The organism is Streptomyces sp. NBC_01506, assembly GCF_045040295.1.
Taxonomy (GTDB): Bacteria; Actinomycetota; Actinomycetes; order Streptomycetales; family Streptomycetaceae; genus Streptomyces.
This window is the reverse complement of record NZ_CP109422.1, coordinates 3,511,305-3,530,702: the sequence shown is the minus strand read 5'-3', so window position 1 is coordinate 3,530,702 and position 19,398 is coordinate 3,511,305. Positions and strand designations below refer to the sequence as shown.

At 71.8% G+C, this 19,398-nt stretch carries 16 protein-coding genes; 12 read left to right on the top strand and 4 right to left on the bottom strand.

Annotation, left to right across the window (positions count from 1 at the left end):
- The first annotated feature begins 12 nt into the window (after positions 1–12).
- Both OG329_RS15285 and OG329_RS15280 read left to right on the top strand, forming a co-directional pair.
- Positions 13–870 carry a histidine kinase gene (locus OG329_RS15285; protein ID WP_405795667.1) on the top strand — a complete coding sequence of 286 codons (858 nt, stop codon included), beginning with the start codon at positions 13–15 and terminating at the stop codon, positions 868–870.
- 56 nt (positions 871–926) lie between these two features.
- The gene (locus OG329_RS15280) at positions 927–1,820 is read left to right on the top strand and encodes a hypothetical protein (protein WP_405795664.1); all 894 of its coding nucleotides are present in this window, start codon (positions 927–929) and stop codon (positions 1,818–1,820) included.
- A gap of 12 nt (positions 1,821–1,832) precedes the next feature.
- On the opposite strand, the gene OG329_RS15275 is transcribed toward OG329_RS15280, so the two are convergent.
- Positions 1,833–1,994 carry a hypothetical protein gene (locus tag OG329_RS15275; protein WP_405795662.1) on the bottom strand — a complete coding sequence of 54 codons (162 nt, stop codon included), beginning with the start codon at positions 1,992–1,994 and terminating at the stop codon, positions 1,833–1,835.
- 172 nt (positions 1,995–2,166) lie between these two features.
- Here OG329_RS15275 and OG329_RS15270 point away from each other — a divergent pair, with 172 nt between their 5' ends.
- Both OG329_RS15270 and OG329_RS15265 read left to right on the top strand, forming a co-directional pair.
- The gene (locus OG329_RS15270; protein ID WP_405795660.1) at positions 2,167–3,333 is read left to right on the top strand and encodes a sensor histidine kinase; all 1,167 of its coding nucleotides are present in this window, start codon (positions 2,167–2,169) and stop codon (positions 3,331–3,333) included.
- A gap of 58 nt (positions 3,334–3,391) precedes the next feature.
- Entirely contained in the window at positions 3,392–4,039 is a 648-nt protein-coding gene (locus OG329_RS15265) for a response regulator transcription factor (protein WP_405795658.1), read from the top strand.
- 33 nt (positions 4,040–4,072) lie between these two features.
- Here OG329_RS15265 and OG329_RS15260 read toward each other — a convergent pair whose 3' ends face one another.
- The 3 genes from OG329_RS15260 to OG329_RS15250 all read right to left on the bottom strand — a co-directional run bounded on the left by OG329_RS15260 (position 4,073) and on the right by OG329_RS15250 (position 9,537).
- Positions 4,073–6,628 carry an ABC transporter permease gene (locus OG329_RS15260; protein WP_405795657.1) on the bottom strand — a complete coding sequence of 852 codons (2,556 nt, stop codon included), beginning with the start codon at positions 6,626–6,628 and terminating at the stop codon, positions 4,073–4,075.
- Entirely contained in the window at positions 6,625–7,395 is a 771-nt protein-coding gene (locus OG329_RS15255) for an ABC transporter ATP-binding protein (protein ID WP_405795656.1), read from the bottom strand. The genes OG329_RS15260 and OG329_RS15255 overlap by 4 nt, the downstream gene beginning before the upstream one ends.
- A gap of 186 nt (positions 7,396–7,581) precedes the next feature.
- The gene (locus OG329_RS15250) at positions 7,582–9,537 is read right to left on the bottom strand and encodes a hypothetical protein (RefSeq protein ID WP_405801851.1); all 1,956 of its coding nucleotides are present in this window, start codon (positions 9,535–9,537) and stop codon (positions 7,582–7,584) included.
- 212 nt (positions 9,538–9,749) lie between these two features.
- On the opposite strand from OG329_RS15250, the gene glmS reads away from it, so the two are divergent.
- From glmS to OG329_RS15210, 8 genes are all read left to right on the top strand, one after another.
- Complete coding sequence (gene glmS / locus OG329_RS15245) at positions 9,750–11,603, top strand: glutamine--fructose-6-phosphate transaminase (isomerizing) (protein WP_405795654.1); 1,854 nt, start codon at positions 9,750–9,752, stop codon at positions 11,601–11,603.
- A 15-nt stretch (positions 11,604–11,618) separates the two neighbouring features.
- On the top strand, positions 11,619–11,987 hold the full coding sequence (locus OG329_RS15240; RefSeq protein ID WP_405795652.1) for a holo-ACP synthase: 369 nt from the start codon (positions 11,619–11,621) through the stop codon (positions 11,985–11,987).
- Between the two features lie 30 nt (positions 11,988–12,017).
- A complete protein-coding gene (locus OG329_RS15235; protein ID WP_405795651.1) occupies positions 12,018–13,463 on the top strand; it encodes an NAD(P)H-hydrate dehydratase in 1,446 nt (481 codons plus the stop codon).
- A 176-nt stretch (positions 13,464–13,639) separates the two neighbouring features.
- Positions 13,640–14,518, top strand: coding sequence for a nucleic acid/nucleotide deaminase domain-containing protein (locus OG329_RS15230; RefSeq protein WP_405795650.1), 879 nt, complete (start codon positions 13,640–13,642; stop codon positions 14,516–14,518).
- Positions 14,515–16,188, top strand: a complete 1,674-nt coding sequence (locus OG329_RS15225; protein WP_405795649.1) for a WD40 repeat domain-containing protein — start codon at positions 14,515–14,517, stop codon at positions 16,186–16,188. The genes OG329_RS15230 and OG329_RS15225 overlap by 4 nt, the downstream gene beginning before the upstream one ends.
- 70 nt (positions 16,189–16,258) lie before the next feature.
- Positions 16,259–17,863: a nucleic acid/nucleotide deaminase domain-containing protein gene (locus OG329_RS15220; protein ID WP_405795647.1), complete on the top strand. Its 1,605-nt coding sequence runs from the start codon at positions 16,259–16,261 to the stop codon at positions 17,861–17,863.
- Between the two features lie 28 nt (positions 17,864–17,891).
- A complete protein-coding gene (locus tag OG329_RS15215; RefSeq protein ID WP_405795645.1) occupies positions 17,892–18,455 on the top strand; it encodes an SUKH-4 family immunity protein in 564 nt (187 codons plus the stop codon).
- A gap of 330 nt (positions 18,456–18,785) precedes the next feature.
- Positions 18,786–19,355 (top strand): SUKH-4 family immunity protein, encoded by a 570-nt coding sequence (locus OG329_RS15210; RefSeq protein ID WP_405795644.1) that lies wholly within the window; start codon positions 18,786–18,788, stop codon positions 19,353–19,355.
- The last annotated feature ends 43 nt before the right edge of the window (positions 19,356–19,398 follow it).

Sequence of the window (19,398 nt, the reverse complement as noted above, 5' to 3'; positions counted from 1 at the left end):
AAGTGAGTGTGTATGCCTTCATTCGATATTTCCCGGTCCCGCTTCCGGCTGGCTGACCAGCATGTGATCGTGCTCTCCGAGCTGGCGGCAGGGGACGAGGTGCCCGACGAACTCGCGTCGGCACAGAAAGAGTTGCAGGACTGCGGTCTGGTCGATGAGGAAGGGAAGCTGTCCGCCGCGCTGCTCCCGATGATGAAGACGATCCTCGCCCCTGGCGTGGTCATCTCGCTGGAGGCCGCCGGGCGGCAGGGCAAGCTGCACCACGGCATGCTCATCGGTGCGGATCATGTTGTCGCGCACCAGTCATGGCCGGGCGTGAGCGAGGCCGAGTACGGCTGCGTCGAGCCCAAGACGCTGGTGTGGAAACTCGCCGAGATGGTCAACCTCCAGCAGTCCCCGGCCGGGCGCGACGCGGCTGTCTCCGTCGTCGAGACGACCATCGGCACCGTCGAGGCGGGGCTCTCCGTGCTGGAACGCGAGGGGCCCGTACGGTCCGCCGCCGATGAGCGTGAGGTGATCCGGCAGGGCCTGGAGACGGGCGGCGGCCTCGCCGAGCCGGCGCTGTCGCTCGTCGCCGAGTTGATATCCGAACTCCGGTCGAGCTGGCGTCTGACCTCGGCCTGGAAGGCCCACCCCGAGGACCGGGGCGGAGCGCAGACGCGCTCCTTCGCCGTCTGGGACTGCGGACCCCTCGGCTACTGGCTGCGGGAGTTGCCGAGCGAGCCGGTGCCCGAGGAGCGGATCACTCCGGCGAGCGCCTTCAGGCTTGTGCGCGTGGACGCCAAGACGATCTGGGCGCGGATTGCCGACCTCCTGCCCGACCAGGACGAACTCCGGCATGCCGCGGCACGCTGGCCGGACCAGGGCTGAGCGCGGGGCTGAGCGCACGGCATCCCTCAAGCGGCGTCGGTATAGCCTTCTTCGTCATGCGCATATCAGCTCGCGGGTCCGTCTTCGGGGCCGTCGCTCTCAGTGGTGTCCTTCTGCTCGCCGTCACCGGTTGTTCGTCCGACTCCGGGGAGGGGGACAGCGAGTCGCCGTTGCTCGGTGGGCTTGCGGCTCTGGGCGGCGGCAGCGAGGACAGGCAAGTTGCCTACCTCGATGCCGCCGCCGTGCGGGAGTTGAGCAAGGCGGACTCGGAGCGGTTCAATCTCGTCGCGCGGCCCGGTGGGGCCTTGCTCAACTCGTACGGGGCGGCTCCGTGGGGGGAGAGTCTGAAGGTGACGCAGATCGATACCTCGGTCGACACCGACCAGGCCGGTCACTGGGAGGGGTCGTTCGACGCGAAGGCCATCGCCAAGTCGCTGGAGGCTGAGGGCTATAAGAAGAGTGAAGGGGATGGCGGCGGCGAGGTGTGGACGGACTCCGGGAAGTCGGGGATGGCGTTCCAGGTCTCGGAGGACGAGATTTCTTACTCTTCCAAGGGCTTCGACTCGAAGAAGGGTTCTTCCCTCGCCGACAACAAGGACTACCAGCGGGCCGCCGAGTGCCTGGGCGACGTCTACCGCGCGGACTTCAGCCCCCTTGAGTCCGGCGACCCGGTGCGGCTGGCCGTCGCCGGTCAGCGGGCGACCTCGGCCGGGAAGAACACCGAGGTGCTGTGCTTCGTCGTCAAGGACGACGAGACGGCCGAGCGGCTGGAGGCCAAGCTGGGGTCCGTCGTCAGCGACGAGGCGCCGAAGTTCGACGGGACCAAGGTGACCGTGGAGAAGGGGGAGCGGCCCGTGGTACGCGCGGTCGTTCCGGACACCGCCGAGCAGCGGCCGGGGCGGCTGGTCGTGTCCGACGTAGAGCTGTGGATGGCCGTCTCCGATCTCTGAGCCGGGCGGCGGTCAGGTACGGCGGCGGAGAGCGAACAGGGCCGTGCCCGAGGCCAGGACCACGACGCCCGACAGGACGTTCACCAGGACGCGGTCCGACGATTCCAGGGACACGCCGGCGAAGACGTTCGCGGCGAGGGCGATGACGAGTACGAACCAGAGCAGCGGCTTCATCGGTTTCTCCGTAGGGGGAAGTGGGTTTTTCTCGGTGGTGGGTACCACGATGCCCTTGGCGGGGGCTCCGGGGAGGAGAGCGGTCTCCCGGATTCATGGTGCAGTGCGCTGTACCACCGGCGGGGTGGTCGCACCGTCGTGCGGCGTGGAGTGGGACTCGTAGCCTGGGGGGATGCGCGAGACCCTGCGGAGTGCCGGGCGGGACCTGGGGCAGCTCGTCGTGACGTTCGGGCTGGCCCTGGTGTCGCTGATGTTCCTGCCCCTGCTGCTGTTCACGGTCATGCTCACCCTCCTCGTCGTCGGCGCCGGGGTGCTGCCCGAGACCGTGCTGCTGCTGCGCCGGTTCGCCGGCGTCAAGCGGCGGTGGGTGCGGGAGTGGACCGGGGAGGCCGTGCCGGAGGCGTACGAGCCGCTGACCGGGGAATTGCGGGTACGGGTCCGGATCGCCGTGGACGATCCCAGTACCTGGCGCGATCTGCGCTGGCTCGCTCTGCATTTTCTGTACGGCACCGGAGGCTTCCTGGTCGCCATGCCGCTGTCCGTCGTCGGGGTGGTTGTCGACGGCGTGTGGTACGTGGTGGGCAGGCGGCCCGGCGTACTCCTGCCGCTGCTCACCCGCATGGTCGACCACGACGCCGACCTCTCGCGCCGCCTCCTCACCCCCGCCCCCGGCCGGCGCCTCGCCGACCGCGTCGAGGAGCTGACCGTCACCCGCGCCGGGGCCGTCGCCGCGCACGGCGCCGAACTGCGCCGTATCGAACGGGACTTGCACGACGGCACCCAGGCCAGACTCGTCTCCCTGTCCATGCGCATCGGGCTCGCGCGGCGCGCGTACGACGTCGATCCCGTGCGCGGGAAAGCGCTGTTGGACGATGCGCAGGACCAAGTGGACGAGGCGCTGGGCGAGTTGCGGCACGTCGTACGCGGCATCCATCCGCCGATCCTCACCGACCGCGGACTCGTCGGCGCCGTACGCGCGCTCGCCGCCGCCAGCGGGCTCCAGGTGGTCGTAGAAGTGACGGGCGGCGAGGACGGCCCGCGCGCGCCCGCCGCCGTCGAGGCCGCCGCCTACTTCGTCGTCGCCGAAGCCCTGACCAACGCGGCGAAACACAGCGGTGCCGAGCGCGCTACCGTCGAGATCGCACGGGAGCCGGAGCCGGGGCGGCCCGGCGTCCTGCGCGTCCGCGTACGGGACGAGGGGCGCGGCGGCGCCGACGAGCCTGGCGGAACGGGTCTGCTGGGAATCCGGCGCCGTATCGCCGCGCTGGACGGGACGGTGCGGGTGAGCAGCCCCGCCGGCGGGCCCACCGTGGTGGACGTGGAGATCCCGAATCCCTGAATCCCTGAATCCACGAATTCCCGAATCCCTGAACGCCCGAGCACGTCTTGGAGTCGCAGTGCGCGTAGTGATCGCCGAGGACAACGCCCTCTTGAGAGAGGGCCTGGTCCTCCTGCTGACGTCGGCGGGACACGAGGTCGTCGCCGTCGCCGTGACCGGCCCGGAGATCCTGCCCACCCTCCTGGAGCACCGTCCGGACGTGGCGGTGCTCGACGTGCGGATGCCGCCCGGCTTCCGCGACGAGGGGCTGCGCGCCGCGCTCGCCGCGCGGGAGGCGATCCCCGGACTTCCGGTGCTGGTGCTGTCCCAGTACGTCGAGGAGACGTACGCGGCCGAGCTGCTGGGCGGCGGCGCGAGCGGTGTCGGCTATCTGCTGAAGGACCGGATCGGTCGCGTGGAGGCGTTCCTCGAAGCGCTGGAACGGGTGGTGGCGGGCGGTACCGCGCTCGACCCCGAGGTGGTGACCGAGCTGCTGACGCGCTGGCGCGACGATCCGATCGACTCGCTGACGCCCCGGGAGCTGGAGGTGCTGAAGCTGATGGCCCAGGGGCAGGACAACGCGAGCATCGCGGCGGCGCTCGTCGTGTCCGACCGGGCGGTGGGCAAGCACATCGGCAACGTCTTCGCGAAGCTCGGGCTGCCCGCGAGCGACAGCGGGCACCGGCGGGTGCTGGCCGTACTGGCGTACGTGAACCGGGGGAGTTAGCAAGGGAGTTGCGGGCCGGGGCTGGCCCCGCGGTCATGACAGCGCCGGGTACCGGCCCCGCAACGCACCCCGCGCCGGGAGCAGCGTGGCCGACGCCGTCGTCACCGCCACCACCGTCACGATCAGCGCCGCCTGCGCCGGCGGCAGCCACGGCAGGCTCCCCGCCAGCGACAGCGCGAACGCGAGCAGCGGCAGCGCCGCCGTCGCCGTGCCCAGCACCAGGCCCGCCGTCGCCGTGGCCGCCGACTCCAGCCACAGCATGCGGCGCAGTCGGCCGCGGTCCGCGCCCGCCAGGCGCAGTTGGCGCAGTTCGGGGCCGCGTCCTACGGAGATCAGGGCCAGGGTGCTCAGTACGGCGATGACGGTGAAGCCCCCGATCGCCGCGACCACCACCCCTGAGAGCACATCACCCAGTGCCTGATCCTCCGCGCGGACTTGCTCCGGCGCCGGATCACGCTCCACCCGCGCGCCCGGGAGCGCCGCCGTCAGTGACCCGGTGACGCCGGTGACCGACGCGCCCGGCGCGAGCGTGGTCAGGACGCGCACTGCCGGGGGCGCCGACATATGGGCGGTCAGCTCCTCGTACGAAAGCAGGAAGTCGCCCAGCGCCAGCGCCCGTTCATACGTCGCGACGACCCGCAGCTTCGCCTCGGTGCCGTCCCCGAAGCGGAGCCGTACGTGGTCGCCGGGCCCGACGGCGAGCGTGCGCGCCCGGTCCGCGCCGACTGCGACCGTGCCCGGCCGCAAGTCGTCCGTCGTGCCCTTCCGTACGGCCGGGTCAAGGGTCCGTGCGAGCTGGTGGGGTGTGACGCCGAGGACGGGGAGGCGTTCGAGGACGGGGTCGCCCAGTTCTTTGGCCGCAAGGACAACCGTTCCGTGGGCGACAACTGTCGTGGCCGCGACGCCCGGGAGATGACGGACGCGTTCCGCCAACTCTTCCGCGTCGTACGGCGGTTCTGCGGCGCTCACCGCGAGATCCGCGTGTGCCGCGTCCCGCGCCTGCGCCTGCGCGGCGTTCCCGAGCGTCGCGCCCGCGCCCAACTGCACCACCATGAAGGCCGTGACCAGCACGACGGGGGTGACGGCGGCGCCCAGCCGCGTCGCGTTCGCCGTACAGGCGGCCGCCGCCAGGCGACCGCCCACGCCGAGCCGCCGCAGCGGCGCGCCCAGTACCCACATCGCGCCCCGCGCGAGCCAGGGGCCGAGCAGCGCGCAGCCGATCACCATGGTCAGGACGGACGCCGAGGCGGCGGCACCGGCAGCCGCACCGTGCTGGAGCGCGCCCGCCCCCGCCGACGCCGCCCCGATACCGAGCAGCACACCGCCCGCGATCTGCCGTCCGCGCCCCGGAACCTCCTCCCGCAGCGCCTCGGCGGGCCGCGTTCTCGCCGCCCGCGCGCAGCAGCCGAGCGCCGTGAGCCAGGCGATCAGCACCGTCAGACCGGCGGTCACCAGGGGCGCGGCGGCCAGCCACGGCGGGAAGGGCAGCTCCAGGCCGTCCGGGAGCGCGCCCTGCCGGGCCAGCAGGGCGCGCAGCGCCAGATACGCGGGCACCGCGCCCACCGCGCCGACCGCCGCCGCCAGGACCGCGATCCGGCACACCTCGCGGCCGACCGCGCGCCGCAGTTGCCACGGTGTGGCACCGACCACGCGCAGCAGCGCGAGTTCGCGGGAGCGCTGGCGCAGCGCCTGCGCCACGGTGGACGACACGACCAGGACACCGACGAGCACGACGATGGAGGCGAGCGAGGCCAGCACCTGGAGCAGCGGCATCCGCGCGGGCTCGGCGGCCAGGAACTCCGCCTGGCCGCGCCCGTCGCCGGTCAGTACGCGCAGCGCCGCCGGATCGCCGTCCGCGCGGTGCGGGGCGGAGACGTCACGCAGCCCGGCGGCGTCCACGGCGTGCCGCACGCGCGCGTGCAGGACGTCGTCCGGTACGCCGCTGTCGCCGAGGACTCCGATGGCGTCCACCTCGCCGGGGCGGCCGGCCAGCCGGCGGGCTTCCGCGCTCGTGAAGTGGATCGTGCGCGCGTCGGCCGTCACTGCGGTGACGGTGTACGTCGCCGAGCCGTCCGCGTACGTCACCTTCAGCCGGTCCCCGACCCGCGCGGTCCCTTCGCCGACCACGATCTCCCGTGCGCCGGTGGGTACTTGACCGTCCAACAGCCTCGGGGACGCGGACGCCAGGCGCATGGCCTCCCACGGACGGCCGGTCACCCGCGCGCCCCCCACCGTCACCGGGAACGACACGTCCGCGATCACCTCGCGCACGCCCGGCACCTTCCGTACGACGTCCAGGGCCCGCTCGGGCACCCGCACCCGCTCCGTCAGCCCGGCGTGCACGGCCTGCGGCTCGCTGCCCCACGGCTTCGCCGTGTACCGGGTGCTCTGGGTGCCCGCCACCACCGCGTCGGCCTGCGCGTACCGCTCCACGCGCGCGTGGCCGAGCGCCGCCGAGCCGACAGCGAGGCCGAGCGCGCCCAGGAGCAGGGAGCAGAGCGTCAGGGCCGCGAAGACGGCGGCCCACGCACGGCGGTGCGTACGCGCGCCCCGGGCGGCCAGCAACGCGACCACTGAAGGGCGTGTCACGCCACGGCCTCCCGCTCCCGCTCAAGGTCCCGCTCCCGCTCAAGGTCCCGCTCCCGGTCAAGGTCCCGCTCCCGCTCCAGGTCCCGCAGCCCGCGCATCACGCCCAGCACCGTTCTCGCGTCCGGTGCGTCGAGCGTGTCGGCGATCCGGCCGCCCGCCAGGAACAGCACGCTGTCCGCCCACGCCGCCGCCGCCGGATCGTGGGTGACCATCACGACCGTGCGGCCCGCGCCGTCCACCGCGTCGCGCAGCAGGGCCAGTACGTCCGCCGCCGTCAACGGGTCGAGCGCGCCGGTCGGTTCGTCGGCGAAGACGATCTCCGGGGCCGTCACCAGCGCGCGGGCGACGGCGACCCGCTGCTGCTGCCCGCCGGACAGTTGCCCCGGTGTGGACTCGGCGCGCCCGGCCAGTCCGACGACGGCCAGCGCCTGCCGCACCGGCGCGTCCGGCACCTGCCCGCCCGCGAGCAGCATGGGCAGCGCCACGTTCTCCGCGACGGTCAGCGACGGTACGAGATTGTGGGCCTGGAACACGAACCCGATCCGTTCGCGGCGCAGCCGCGTCAGCGCCGCCTCCTTGAGCCCGGCCGGATCCGTGCCCGCGATCCGCACCGTCCCGTCGGTGGGCCGGTCGAGACCGGCGGCGCACTGCAACAGCGTGGACTTGCCGGAGCCCGAGCGCCCCATCACCGCGAGGAACCGCCCGCGCGGCACCACGAGATCGACGGGCCCGAGGGCGCGCACGCCGTTCGCGTACGCCCGGCTCACGCCTTCCAGAACGAGCGCGGGCGCATGCGCACCGTCGAAGGTATCCCTGTCCCTGCCGAACACCGACAGCCCTGCCTCTCAGTGGTCCCTACCAGCCACTGAGAACACTAGGTACGAAGACGCGACCGGCCGAGAGAACACGCCCCCGTCTCGGGGGTACAGCCCGCACCACCAACAGCCGGACCCTCACCCCTTCGTGACGCGTCCCCGCCGCCGCCACGCGCCCGCCAACTGGCCCGCGATGTAACACGTCGCGACCGTCGACAGCGACGACCGGAGCCAGCCGATGTCCGGCGCCCACCACGCGTACGCCGTCACCGGGACGAACAGCAGCAGCGCCGCGACACGCGGCACCCACCAACGCGCCCGGCGCGGCACCGCCGGCCGGCCCGCCGGATCGCCGGACAGGGTGTCCGCGATACCCCCGAAGAAGCCGCGCCGGGCCAGCACCCGGGCGCCGGTGAGGGTGGCGAGGACTTCGTCGCGGGTGCCGAACCCGGCCGGGAGCGGCGGCAGTCCGAGCGCGTCGAGCAGGGCGGACTGGCGGCGGCCCGGGTCGTCCGAGCCGCGCAGGAGGTTGGTGACGGGACGGGGGTCGGCGATCCCGTACACCGTCGCCAGGGTCCCGGCCGTGGCCGCGACGGCGGCGTGGTCGGGGACCGGCGCCGCCGGGTCCCAGTCGTGGTCGGCGACCTTCTCGCCCTGGTGGAGCAGCGTGAAGCCGTACCGGTCGCCGGTCCGCCGCAGGACCAGCGCCGGCCAGGGCTCCCCGGTGGTGAAGTTGTCGGCGGCGGCCGTCAGCCGGTCCTCGCCGAGGAGTGTGGCGCGTACGCCGGGCCGGGGATCGGCGGCGAGTTCGACGTACGAGGACCGCCCCGGCGCCGGAGCTATGCGCAGCGGGACACCGCACATCAGCGCGGCGTCGGCGACGGTGTGGGGCTCGGCCGAGACCAGCGCGAGGCAGTGCGGGGTGTGGGGGGAGTAGGGCGCGTACGAGGAAGAGGCGCCCCCGCCCGTACCCGTACCCGTACCCACACCCGCCTTCGTCGGCATCGGCATCGGCATCGGCATCGGAGGCCGCGAGAAGAACGGCACCCGCGCCGCCACATGCATCCGCACCCCCGTCCGGAAGTCCAGGAACTCCCCCCGCGCGTCCCCGAGATACGCCCACGGGTACCGCGTCGCGTGCGCCCCCACCGCCCGGAACTGCTCCAGCGCCTCCTCGTGCCGCCCCGCCAGCACCAGCATCAGCGCCAGATGGTTGCGGACCCCGGCCACCTCCGGATCGCCCCGCGGGTACGCGTCCGACAGCTCCAGCGCCCGCTTCAGCGCCGCGTGGATCCGGGCCCGCCCGATCGGCCCGCCGTCGCCCGCCGCATCGCCGCCCGCAGTGCCGTCCCCCTTGCCGTCGGCCACCACGTCGTACTCGACGGCCGCCAGCAGCGGCAGCGCGTGCAGCTTCGAGCCCGGCAGGGCGTGCTCCGCCGCGCGCTCGGCGAAGTCGAACATCTCGCTGTGCGAGCCGTACCACTTCTCGCACAGGTACTGGAGCGCCGAGACATGGCAGCCGTAGTGATGCGGCGCGCGGGCGGTCGCCTCCGCCCAGTACGCGTCGAAGACCTCGCGCGGCGCCTGGCTGCCCCGCGCGTGGGTGAGCGCGACCTGCCACGGCACCGGATCGGTGGGGTTCAGCTCCGCCGCCGTACCGATCACCGGGACCGCGTCGTCGAGCAGCGCGAAGAACGCCTGGAACTGGTCGCGCGAGACGCTGCTCGCGCGGGCGCCCGTCCGTATCTCCCACGCCTGCTGGACGCAGTGCTCGGCCTTCACCAGTACGGCGTCCGGATCGCCCGGCGACTCGGCGAGCCACGCGTCCAGCCAACTGGGGCTGTGCAGCGCGCTCTCGGCCAGCCGTGGCACGTATCCGCCGCGCCGCTCCCACTCGGCTCCTACGCGCGTCGCGGCGAGCAGATCCCTTGCGGGCCCGTGGTCACCGGCGTACGCGGCGGTGAGCGCGGCGCGCAGCTCCGCCGGGGGAGGGTCGAGGACGACGGCCGCGTCGGGGGGCAGATGCGCGCCGACGGCGGCCCCGTGGCGGAGCATCCGCGGCAGGCTGATCAAGGTGCGTAGCGTCGCGGTCATCGTCACGGTCACCCATTGAAAGCGGTCGAGGTGGCCGCCACCAGAGGCTTTCGGTGACAAAGCCGTATCACCGACCCGTATCACCGACCCGTATCGCATGGAGTACCTGTGCTCCGTGGTCGTCCCAGGTGAGCGCGGGCGGGCCGAGCCGACCGAGTGTCGTCCGCGAGCGCTGCCGGGGCCGCGCGACCGGTCGCCGTAGGCTGCCGCCCATGTGCGGAATCGTGGGATATGTCGGCGGACAGTCGGCGCTAGATGTGGTCATCGCCGGTCTCAAGCGGCTCGAATACCGCGGCTACGACTCGGCCGGTGTCGCCGTCCTCGCCGACGGCGGACTGGCAGCGGCCAAGAAGGCGGGCAAGCTCGTCAATCTGGAGAAGGCGCTGGTGGAGCGGCCGTTGCCGAGCGGCACCACCGGCATCGGCCACACCCGATGGGCCACCCACGGCGGCCCGACCGACGCCAACGCCCACCCGCACGCCGACAACGCGGGCCGCGTCGCCGTCGTACACAACGGGATCATCGAGAACTTCGCCGAGCTGCGCACCGAGCTGACCGGCCGCGGCCACGACCTCTCCTCCGAGACGGACACGGAGGTCGTGGCCCATCTCCTCGCGGAGGCGTTCTCGTCCTGCGGCGAGCTGGCCGAGTCGATGCGGCAGGTGTGCGGGCGGCTGGAGGGCGCGTTCACGCTGGTCGCCGTGCACGCGGACGAGCCGGACGTCGTCGTGGGCGCCCGCCGTAACTCACCGCTCGTCGTCGGCGTCGGCGACGGCGAGTCGTTCCTCGCCTCCGACGTCGCCGCCTTCATCGCCCATACGCGCTCCGCGATCGAGCTGGGCCAGGACCAGGTGGTGGAGCTGCGCCGCGACGGTGTGACGGTGACCGACTTCGACGGCGCGGACGCGCACGACAACGTCCGCGCGTACCACGTCGACTGGGACGCCTCGGCCGCCGAGAAGGGCGGCTACGACTACTTCATGCTCAAGGAGATCGCCGAGCAGCCCAAGGCCGTCTCCGACACCCTCCTCGGCCGTATCGACGCCGAGGGCTCGCTGACCCTGGACGAGGTACGCATCCCCTCCCGCGTCCTGCGGGCCGCCGACAAGGTCGTCATCGTGGCGTGCGGGACCGCCTTCCACGCCGGGCTGATCGCGAAGTACGCCATCGAGCACTGGACGCGCGTCCCGTGCGAGGTGGAGCTGGCGAGCGAGTTCCGTTACCGGGACCCGATCCTCAACACCCGTACCCTCGTCATCGCGATCTCGCAGTCCGGCGAGACGATGGACACGCTGATGGCGCTGCGGCACGCGCGCGACCAGGGCGCCACGGTCCTCGCGATCTGCAACACCAACGGCTCGACCATCCCCAGGGAGTCGGACGCCGTCCTCTACACCCACGCCGGTCCCGAGGTCGCGGTCGCGTCGACGAAGGCGTTCCTGACGCAGCTCGTGGCCTGCTATCTGGTCGCGCTGTATCTGGGGCAGTTGCGCGGCACCAAGTACGGGGACGAGATCCGCGGCGTGATCCGCGACCTGTCGCGCATCTCGTGCGAGGTCGAGCGCGTGCTGGAGACGATGGAGCCCGTACGGGAGCTGGCGCGCTCGCTCGCCCACAAGCGGACGGTGCTCTTCCTGGGGCGGCACGTCGGCTACCCGGTGGCGCTGGAAGGCGCGCTGAAGCTGAAGGAGCTGGCGTACATGCACGCCGAGGGCTTCGCGGCCGGCGAGCTGAAGCACGGGCCGATCGCGCTGATCGAGGAGGATCTGCCGGTGGTGGTCGTCGTACCCTCGCCGCGCGGGCGTTCGGTGCTGCACGACAAGATCGTGTCGAACATCCAGGAGATCCGGGCGCGGGGAGCGCGGACGATCGTGATCGCGGAGGAGGGGGACGAGGCGGTGGTGCCGTACGCGGACCATCTCATCCGGATCCCGGTGACGCCGACGCTGCTTCAGCCGCTGGTCTCGACGGTGCCGTTGCAGGTCTTCGCGTGCGAGCTGGCGACGGCGCGCGGCAACGAGGTGGATCAGCCGAGGAATCTGGCGAAGTCCGTGACGGTGGAGTGAGAAGGGGATGGGGTCTTGATCATCGGGGTGGGGATCGACGTCGCGGAGATCGAACGCTTCGCGGCGGCGCTGGAGCGCACACCGGCCATGGCCGAACGGCTGTTCTCGGAACGGGAGTTGCTGCTGCCCGGCGGGGAACGGCGCGGTATCGCCTCGCTGGCCGCCCGCTTCGCGGCCAAGGAGGCGCTGGCGAAGGCGCTGGGCGCGCCGGGCGGGCTGCACTGGACGGACGCCGAGGTGTACGTCGAGGAGAGCGGGCAGCCGCGGCTGCGCGTACGGGGCACGGTGGCGGCGCGGGCGGCGGAACTGGGCGTACGGGCCTGGCATGTGTCGCTCAGCCATGACGCGGGGATCGCGTCGGCGGTGGTGATCGCGGAGGGGTGACGTGCGGCGGTTTGCGGCAGACTCGGAGTCATGCGTACCGCTTACAGCGTCGAGACCGTACGGACCGCCGAGCGTGAGCTGATGGACCGGCTCCCCGAAGGCGTACTGATGCAGCGCGCGGCGGCCGGGCTCGCCGCCGCGTGCGCCGATCTGCTGCGGCGGCGGGGCCGGGTGTACGGCGCGCGGGTCGTGGTGCTCGCCGGCAGCGGCGACAACGGCGGCGACGCGCTGTACGCGGGGGCCCGGCTGGCGCGGCGCGGGGCGGGGGTGTCGGCGGTGCTGCTGGCGGCCGGGCGGGCGCACGCGGGAGGGCTGGCGGCGCTGGTGGACGCGGGCGGGCGGGTGGTGGACGACCCGTTCGACGTATTGGCCGCCGCCGATCTCGTCCTCGACGGCATCACCGGCATCGGCGGGCGCGGCGGGCTGCGGCCCGACGCGGTGCCGGTGGCACGGGCCGCGCGCGGCTCGGACGCGGTGGTCGTGGCCGTCGACCTGCCGAGCGGGGTCGAGGCGGACAGCGGCGAGGTGGTGGGCGAGGCGCTGCGCGCGGACGCGACGGTGACGTTCGGTACGTACAAGCCCGGCCATCTGATCGACCCGGCGCGCGAGTACGCGGGGGCCCTGAGGCTGGTCGACATCGGGCTCGGCGCGGTGCTGCCGTCGGTGCCGGAGCTTCAGGCACTCCAACACGCGGATGTGGCACGGCTGTTGCCGGTGCCGACAGGTGAGAGCGACAAGTACCGGCGCGGGGTCGTCGGCGTCGTCGCCGGCTCGGCGCGCTACCTGGGGGCGGCGGTGCTCGCGGTCGCGGGCGCGCTGCACGGCGGCGCGGGAGCGGTGCGGTACGTGGGGCCCGCCGGGGACGCGGTGATCGCCCGCTTCCCCGAGACCCTGGTCCACACCGGCCCGCCGGCGAAGGCGGGCCGCGTCCAGGCGTGGGTGGTCGGCCCCGGCCTCGGGGACGAGCCGGGCGTCCGGGACGCCCTGGCCTCCGACGTCCCGGTCCTCATCGACGCGGACGGCCTGCGCGGGCTGGACCCCGCTGCCGTACGGGCGCGTACGGCCCCGACGCTGCTCACCCCGCACGCGGGGGAGGCGGCGGCGCTGCTGAAGGTGCCCCGCGAGGAGATCGAGGCGGCCCGGCTGTCGGCGGTACGCGAACTGGCGGCCCGCTACGGCGCGACGGTGCTGCTGAAGGGCTCGACCACCCTGGTGGCCGCCCCCGACCCCGCACTCCCGGTCCGGGTGAACTCCACGGGCACGGCCTGGCTGGCCACGGCGGGCAGCGGCGACGTCCTCTCGGGCCTGACGGGCTCCCTGCTCGCGGCGGGCCTGACGGCCCGCGACGCGGGCTCGGTGGGCGCGTACCTCCACGGCCTGTCGGCGCGCGGCGCGGCACGGGGCGCGCCGGTGAGCGCGGAGGATGTGGCGGCGGGGGTGCGGGGGGCGTGGCGGGACGTGATGGCGGAGGGGTGAGCTTTTCCCGTTTCCCGCGGCCGGGGCCGGAGACGTTCGCGCTCCACGTGTACAACGGCGGGCAGCTCTTGCGGCACCCGCACATGCCTGGCCTGCCACTGCCCCGGCCCTGACTACGACCGCACGGTTTCAGTAGGGTCGTGGCCACCCGTCTTTTTGCTGTGTGAGGTGGCTCGATGTCCATGTCGTCCCGTGATCCGGCCGTCGCGCACTTCGGCGCCGGGGGTATGCGCCGCTTCCACCTGGGTGCCGTGCCTGGTGTGCGGCTGCCTGAAGCCGTGCGCGCGGATCTTCAGGAGACAGGTGTTCCGGTGCAGGTGGCCCCGTACTTCACGGCCGCCGGTGAGAGCGACGCGCTCCCGTTGGGTGTTTTCGCGGCTCAGAACGGACTTCCGCACCCGGCGGCGGAGTCGGAGGGCTGGCCGCGGGTCGGTCATGACGGGTTGGCGCATCTGTGTGTACGGCCTGACGGCGCGGTTCAGGCGGTCATGCTGGAAGGCGGTGAGGACGACCTGTTCGTCAGCTCCGATCTTGCCTCGTTCAACGCGTCGTTGGCGGTGCTGGACCGGGTACTGCCGGTGATCGCGGTCTCCTCCGGCCTGGCGGAAGCGGCCGGTGGCTTCCGGGAGTTGAACGAGGCGCTGCGTGGTGTCGACGCGGGCGCGTTCGAGGAGCGGGAGGGGTGGTGGGCCCGGGTGCTGGACGATGTGCGGCACACGCTGAACTTTCCTTTCTCCGCGGCGTTCGAGTACGTCGACGGTGCCGGGGAGAAGCGGATCGTCACCGGGGCGACGGGGCCGGGGCGTGCGCATCCGGAAGAGCTGGTGTGGCGGGAGTTGTCCGATCTGGGGGTGGCGCCGGGGCAGGTGCGGCGGGTGTTCTGCGAGTTGCAGGCGTGCATGATGCCCGGTCATTACTGCGCGGTGTGGATGCAGAGGCTGTTCCCGCAGGCGCAGTTCACGCATGCCTTCGACTACGGCAGTGATGCCGCGTCCCGTGAGGCGGGGCTCAAGGGCCTGATCACGCGGGCGGCCGAGCAGGCGGGCCGCGGGTGAGTGCGGCGGCGTGGGGCCGGCCCGCGGCCGGGCGTGAACCGGCCGGGGCCGCGCTGCTGGCGTGGCTGGCCGATTCCTCCGCGCCGGGCCTGTGCGTGATCGCGGGCGGGGCGGGGTGCGGGAAGTCCGGGTTGCTGGCCTGGCTGGTGGGCCACGGCACCCGCGCGGACACCGGGCGGGAGCGGACGGTGCATGCCTTTGTGCCCTTGGCGGGGCAGGGCGTGCGTGCGGCGGTGTGGACGCTGGCCGATCAGTTGGGTCTGGCGGCCCGGGGGGCCGGGGAGTTCGTGGCGTTGCTGGCCGGTGACCGGCGGCCGGTCACGGTCGTCCTGCCCGATCTGCACGCGGGTGCCGATCCGGGCGCGCTGGCGGAGCTGGTGCTCGCGCTGGATGCTCTGGACCATGTACGGCTCGTGGTCGAGGCCCGTACCGGCAGCCCGGTGCATGAGCGACTGGCCGGCTCGGGGGCGGCGGTGATGGATCTGGATGAGCCGCGGTGGACCGATGAGGCCCGCCGGACGGCCTGGCGTGCCGAACACGCCGGGACCACCGATCCCCCGGCCCGGCAGGTGCGGGCGGCTGTGCTGGAGTTGGACGACCCGGCGGCGTTGTGCGAGACCGATCCGTGGCTGGTCACCGCCGCCTTCGACGCGGATCCGCAGGAGCACGGAGGGCTGCGTTCCGCCTGGCTGCGTGCCGGGCAGTCGCTCTGCCGGGACCAGGAGAGCGCGGATCGGGCGCTGGTGCTGCTGACCGCCCTGGGCGACGGCGCGGATCCGCGACTGCGGCCCGAACTCGCCCGGCTCGCGGCCACCGCCGACTGGAAGCCGGAGTGGTCCAGGGTGCGGGGGGACATGTCTCCGCCCTGGCCCGGACCGGTCTTCGCGATGACCACCGAGGGCCTGCCGGCGGGTGAGGCGCTCCTTGCCGACCACCAGGGAGTGCTGCGGACCGTGCACACCGTCGACGGCACCCCCCTCGGGCGTACGCCCCGACTACCGTCCCCACCGGCCGCCGTCTGTGCCCTCGCGGACGGCACCGTCCTGGCCCTCGACAACCAGGGCCGCCCGCACACACAGACACTGCCCGGCGCGCCGCGCCCCACGGGCATCGCGGCCCTGCTCGATGACGGGCCGACACCCGCTCAGCGCCTCACCGAATCGCTCACGGCCCACCTCGCGCACTCCCCAGGGACCGCGCTCTGTGCCACGCCCGGTGTGGTGGCTGTCGGTGGGGCCGACGGCACCGTACACGCCTTCATCCCCGGCGATACGGACCAGGCTCCGCGCGCTGCCGGTCTGCACACCGGCCGCGTCACCGCGCTGGCGGCGCTCGGCCTACCGGTCGGCGGCGGCGGGCAGAGTATCCCGCTGCTGTACAGCGGCGGAGCCGACGGCCGGGTGCGCGCCTGGTCTCCCGCCGCCGAACCGCAGCCCACCCCGGTGGCCGAACACACCAGCCCTGTCACGGCGTTGGCCGCAGAGCACACCCCTCACGGTCTCCTCCTGGCCGTGGCCCGCGCGAACGGGCTGATCGAACTGCACCACCTCGATCAGGGACAGACACGACAGTTCTGGCCCGGTGCGGCGGTACACGCGCTCGCCCTGACAGTCGGCGGGAGCCTGCTGATCGGCACGGACGACCGGGTCATCTGCCTGCACCCCCAGTGACCTGGCCGATACTCACCCGCCCCGCTGTCGCGCCCAGTTGACGCCCCCTCACACCCCCAGGGAAAGTGTGATGAGCCGACTGCCGACGGGGGTGTGGTGCGTGGGGAAGAAGCTGCCGGACGACTTGGTCGAGGTTCTGAACCTGATCGGCATCGACTGGCCCAACATCGACGAGGACGAGGTCAAGTCCTCGGCCAAGGACTACCGCAACCTCGCCGAGGGCATCCGCGACGCAGTCAAAGAAGGCAACAACGCCTGTTCCCACATCGTCGGAGGCAAGAGCAAGGGCGCCACCGTCACGGCCATCGACCGGCGCTGGGGCAAACTCACCACCAGAGACCTTGCCACGTTCGCCAAAGGCTGCGACGCCCTGGCCGACGCGCTCGATGAGTGCGCCGCGCTCATCCTTGCCTGCAAGATCGCCATCATCGCCGAGCTCACCGCCACGGGCGTCGCCGCGACCGCGGGCGTCGTCGGCATGTTCTTCACCGCCGGGATCAGCGGCCTGCTCTCCGCAGCCGCCGTAGCGGCGGCGCGCCTCATCATCCAGGAGGCGATCGACTACGCGATCGGCGAGATCACCGCCATCGTCACCGACAAGATCGAGGCCAAGATCCTGGCCGAGATCGAAGAACTCTTCAGCGACCGTCTCGGTGGCGGCGCAACCTACGACGTGATGGCCTCGGGCGAGGCGGACATGGCCCAGGACCTCGTCATCGAGTTCGACGAGTTCGACCGCGCGTCAGGCGGCTACAAGGAGACAGCGGACAACTTCGACAAGAAGAAGGGCACGTTCAAAGGCGGCGGCGCCCAACGCAAGACGTCGGTCAAGAAGGACAGCCGCTTCCACAAGCTCGCCACCGTCATGGACAAGGCCGAGGACACGGTCGACAAGAAGTCCGACGAAATGGTCAAGACCCTCGAGGACCACGGCGGAAAGATCGACAAGAGCAAAAGCGACCAGCGGAACGAGGACGAAGAACGCAAACGCGAAATCGACCGCTGCAAGGTGGACAGCGGGGACACCCCCATGTACCTCCTCAACGCCGACGGCACTGTTGAACAACTGCACGCCAACGGGACCACCAGCGCGGTCAGCAAGACCGACAACTCCGGTATCCGCGACCTGATGACGGAGCCGGGCAAGGGACCGAACGAAGTGGGCAGAGTCTGGCGGCCCCGCAAGGGCCAGGCAGGAGGGAATCCCTACCCCGTCAGCCCCTCGAAGGACACGGCGAAAGTCACCTCGCGGCGGGTGGACCCGGGCAGCACGGACCTGTCCCGCGCCACCCAGATCGCCCGGTACCACAACTCGGACTGGGGCGGCGGAAACTACGCCGCCGGGCGGTACGTCGACGGCTCCGGCAAAGAGATGATCCTGGTGACGAACAGCGAAGGCCCCCACTCCGAACGGACTCTCGGCTACCCCATCCTCAAAGCCGAGAAGAAGGACAACCTCACCGAGCTGTACACCGAAAGACAGCCCTGTCAGGGCAGCCCCTCATGGTGCGACAAGTGGACGGCCAAGTACTTCGATCCGGAACTCAAGGTGACCCACTCACAGGCGTACCTCAACTCCGACTCTCCCAACGTCCGGGACCTGGAGCACGAGAAGTACCGGGACCAGCTCGCGAAGGACCACAAGACCCACGGCGTGACCGGCGGCTTCACGTAAACGCACCGCATCTAGACTGGACCGCGCTATGAGCACTCTGACATTCGACCTGTCCTACAACGACCTGGTGGACTGCTTCGGCGCCGACCGCGTCGAACGCTCCGTCCGCGAAGACGCCGAAGCCCTGGGCTTCGCCGGCCCCACCCTCGACTTCCTCTGCTCCACCGGCATCCCCTCCACACTCAAGGCAGAGGTAGGCGCTCCGGGGAAAGAGATCAGCCTGCGGGCCTTCGACGAGATGTCCCGGGAGCAGTGGACAGTGCCGGAGGAGTCAAGAAACTGGATCATTCTCGGCAACCTCACGGCCACGACCGTCACCCTTGACACCGCCACCGGCACCGTCTTCGGCTTCTACGAAGGCTTCGAAGACCCCGTCGCCCTCCACACCGACGTCTCTTCCCTCGCCTACACCCTCTACGCGGTGAAGCTGGCCCTGCCTCAGATCGCCGGCCTCAGCACGTTCGACGAACGCAACACCGTCATCCAGTCGGTACGGCACCAGATCGACGACCGTGACCCCCTCCCCTTCGCCCACGAAGACGGCGAATGGAACGCCGCCATCGAGGAAATCGCCATGGGAATGTGGACCTGAGGAACCCGCCCCGAGACGCTGACCGCGGCTGAGCAGTGTGTCTTGGTGGTCGCGTGGCCCAGCGTCCGAGCTCGGGCGAGGTAGGTGTTGTCGAGGTCGAGCCCTCACGACAAGGCGCAGGCGCGTGAACACGCAGTCGGTCGGCCAGATGTCGAGTCCCTGGTGTACGCACTCGTTGAATTCCGCAAGCTTGAGGCCGACCACGACAACGATGTTGACCCGGAGGAACTGGAACACGGGATCTGGTGAACCCATCGACCAAGGGTTGGACATTCAACCCAAGGCGCCCGTGAGAACGCGAGAAGGCGAGAACGCGAGGGTGGCTGAGCTGTGCTGATCGACATTCAGGCCGAGGACGTACGGCGAGTCTGTCGGCTGGCCGGCGTCACCTACTTCCCCCGGGTGGCCAGTGGCCACCTGCACCCGGGCACGGCCGGATTCCTGTCCGCCGTCGGCCTGCCCTCGACCAAGTTCTTCTCCCCGAAGGTCGACCTGGACGACGCCGAACGCCTCCGGTGCCGGCCGTCCTTGAAGGCCGCCTTCGACAAGCAGCAGGCCACGTGCCCGCCCGAGGCGAACGGGTGGGAGATCCTTGGTGACTTCGTGTACGCGACTGTGGTTCTGGACCCCGAGACCGGCCGCGTCTACTCGTTCGGCGAAGGGGAGGAGTTCTACGTACCCATGCACAGCGACGTATCCGCTCTCGTCCACGCGACCATCGAACTCGAAGCCGGCCTCACCGAACTCAGACGCATTCCTCACGACGACGATCAGGCACGCGAACAGGCAGTCGGTCGGCTGCGCCAACGTGTCAGCGACCGCGACAGTGTCCCCTTCGCCAGCGAGGACGGTGAATGGAGCAAGCTGTTCGTGGAGATCGGCTTCGGTATGTGGGGCTGAGCCGTTCGTCGGATCGGCCCAATCACGCGTCATCACCCAGGAA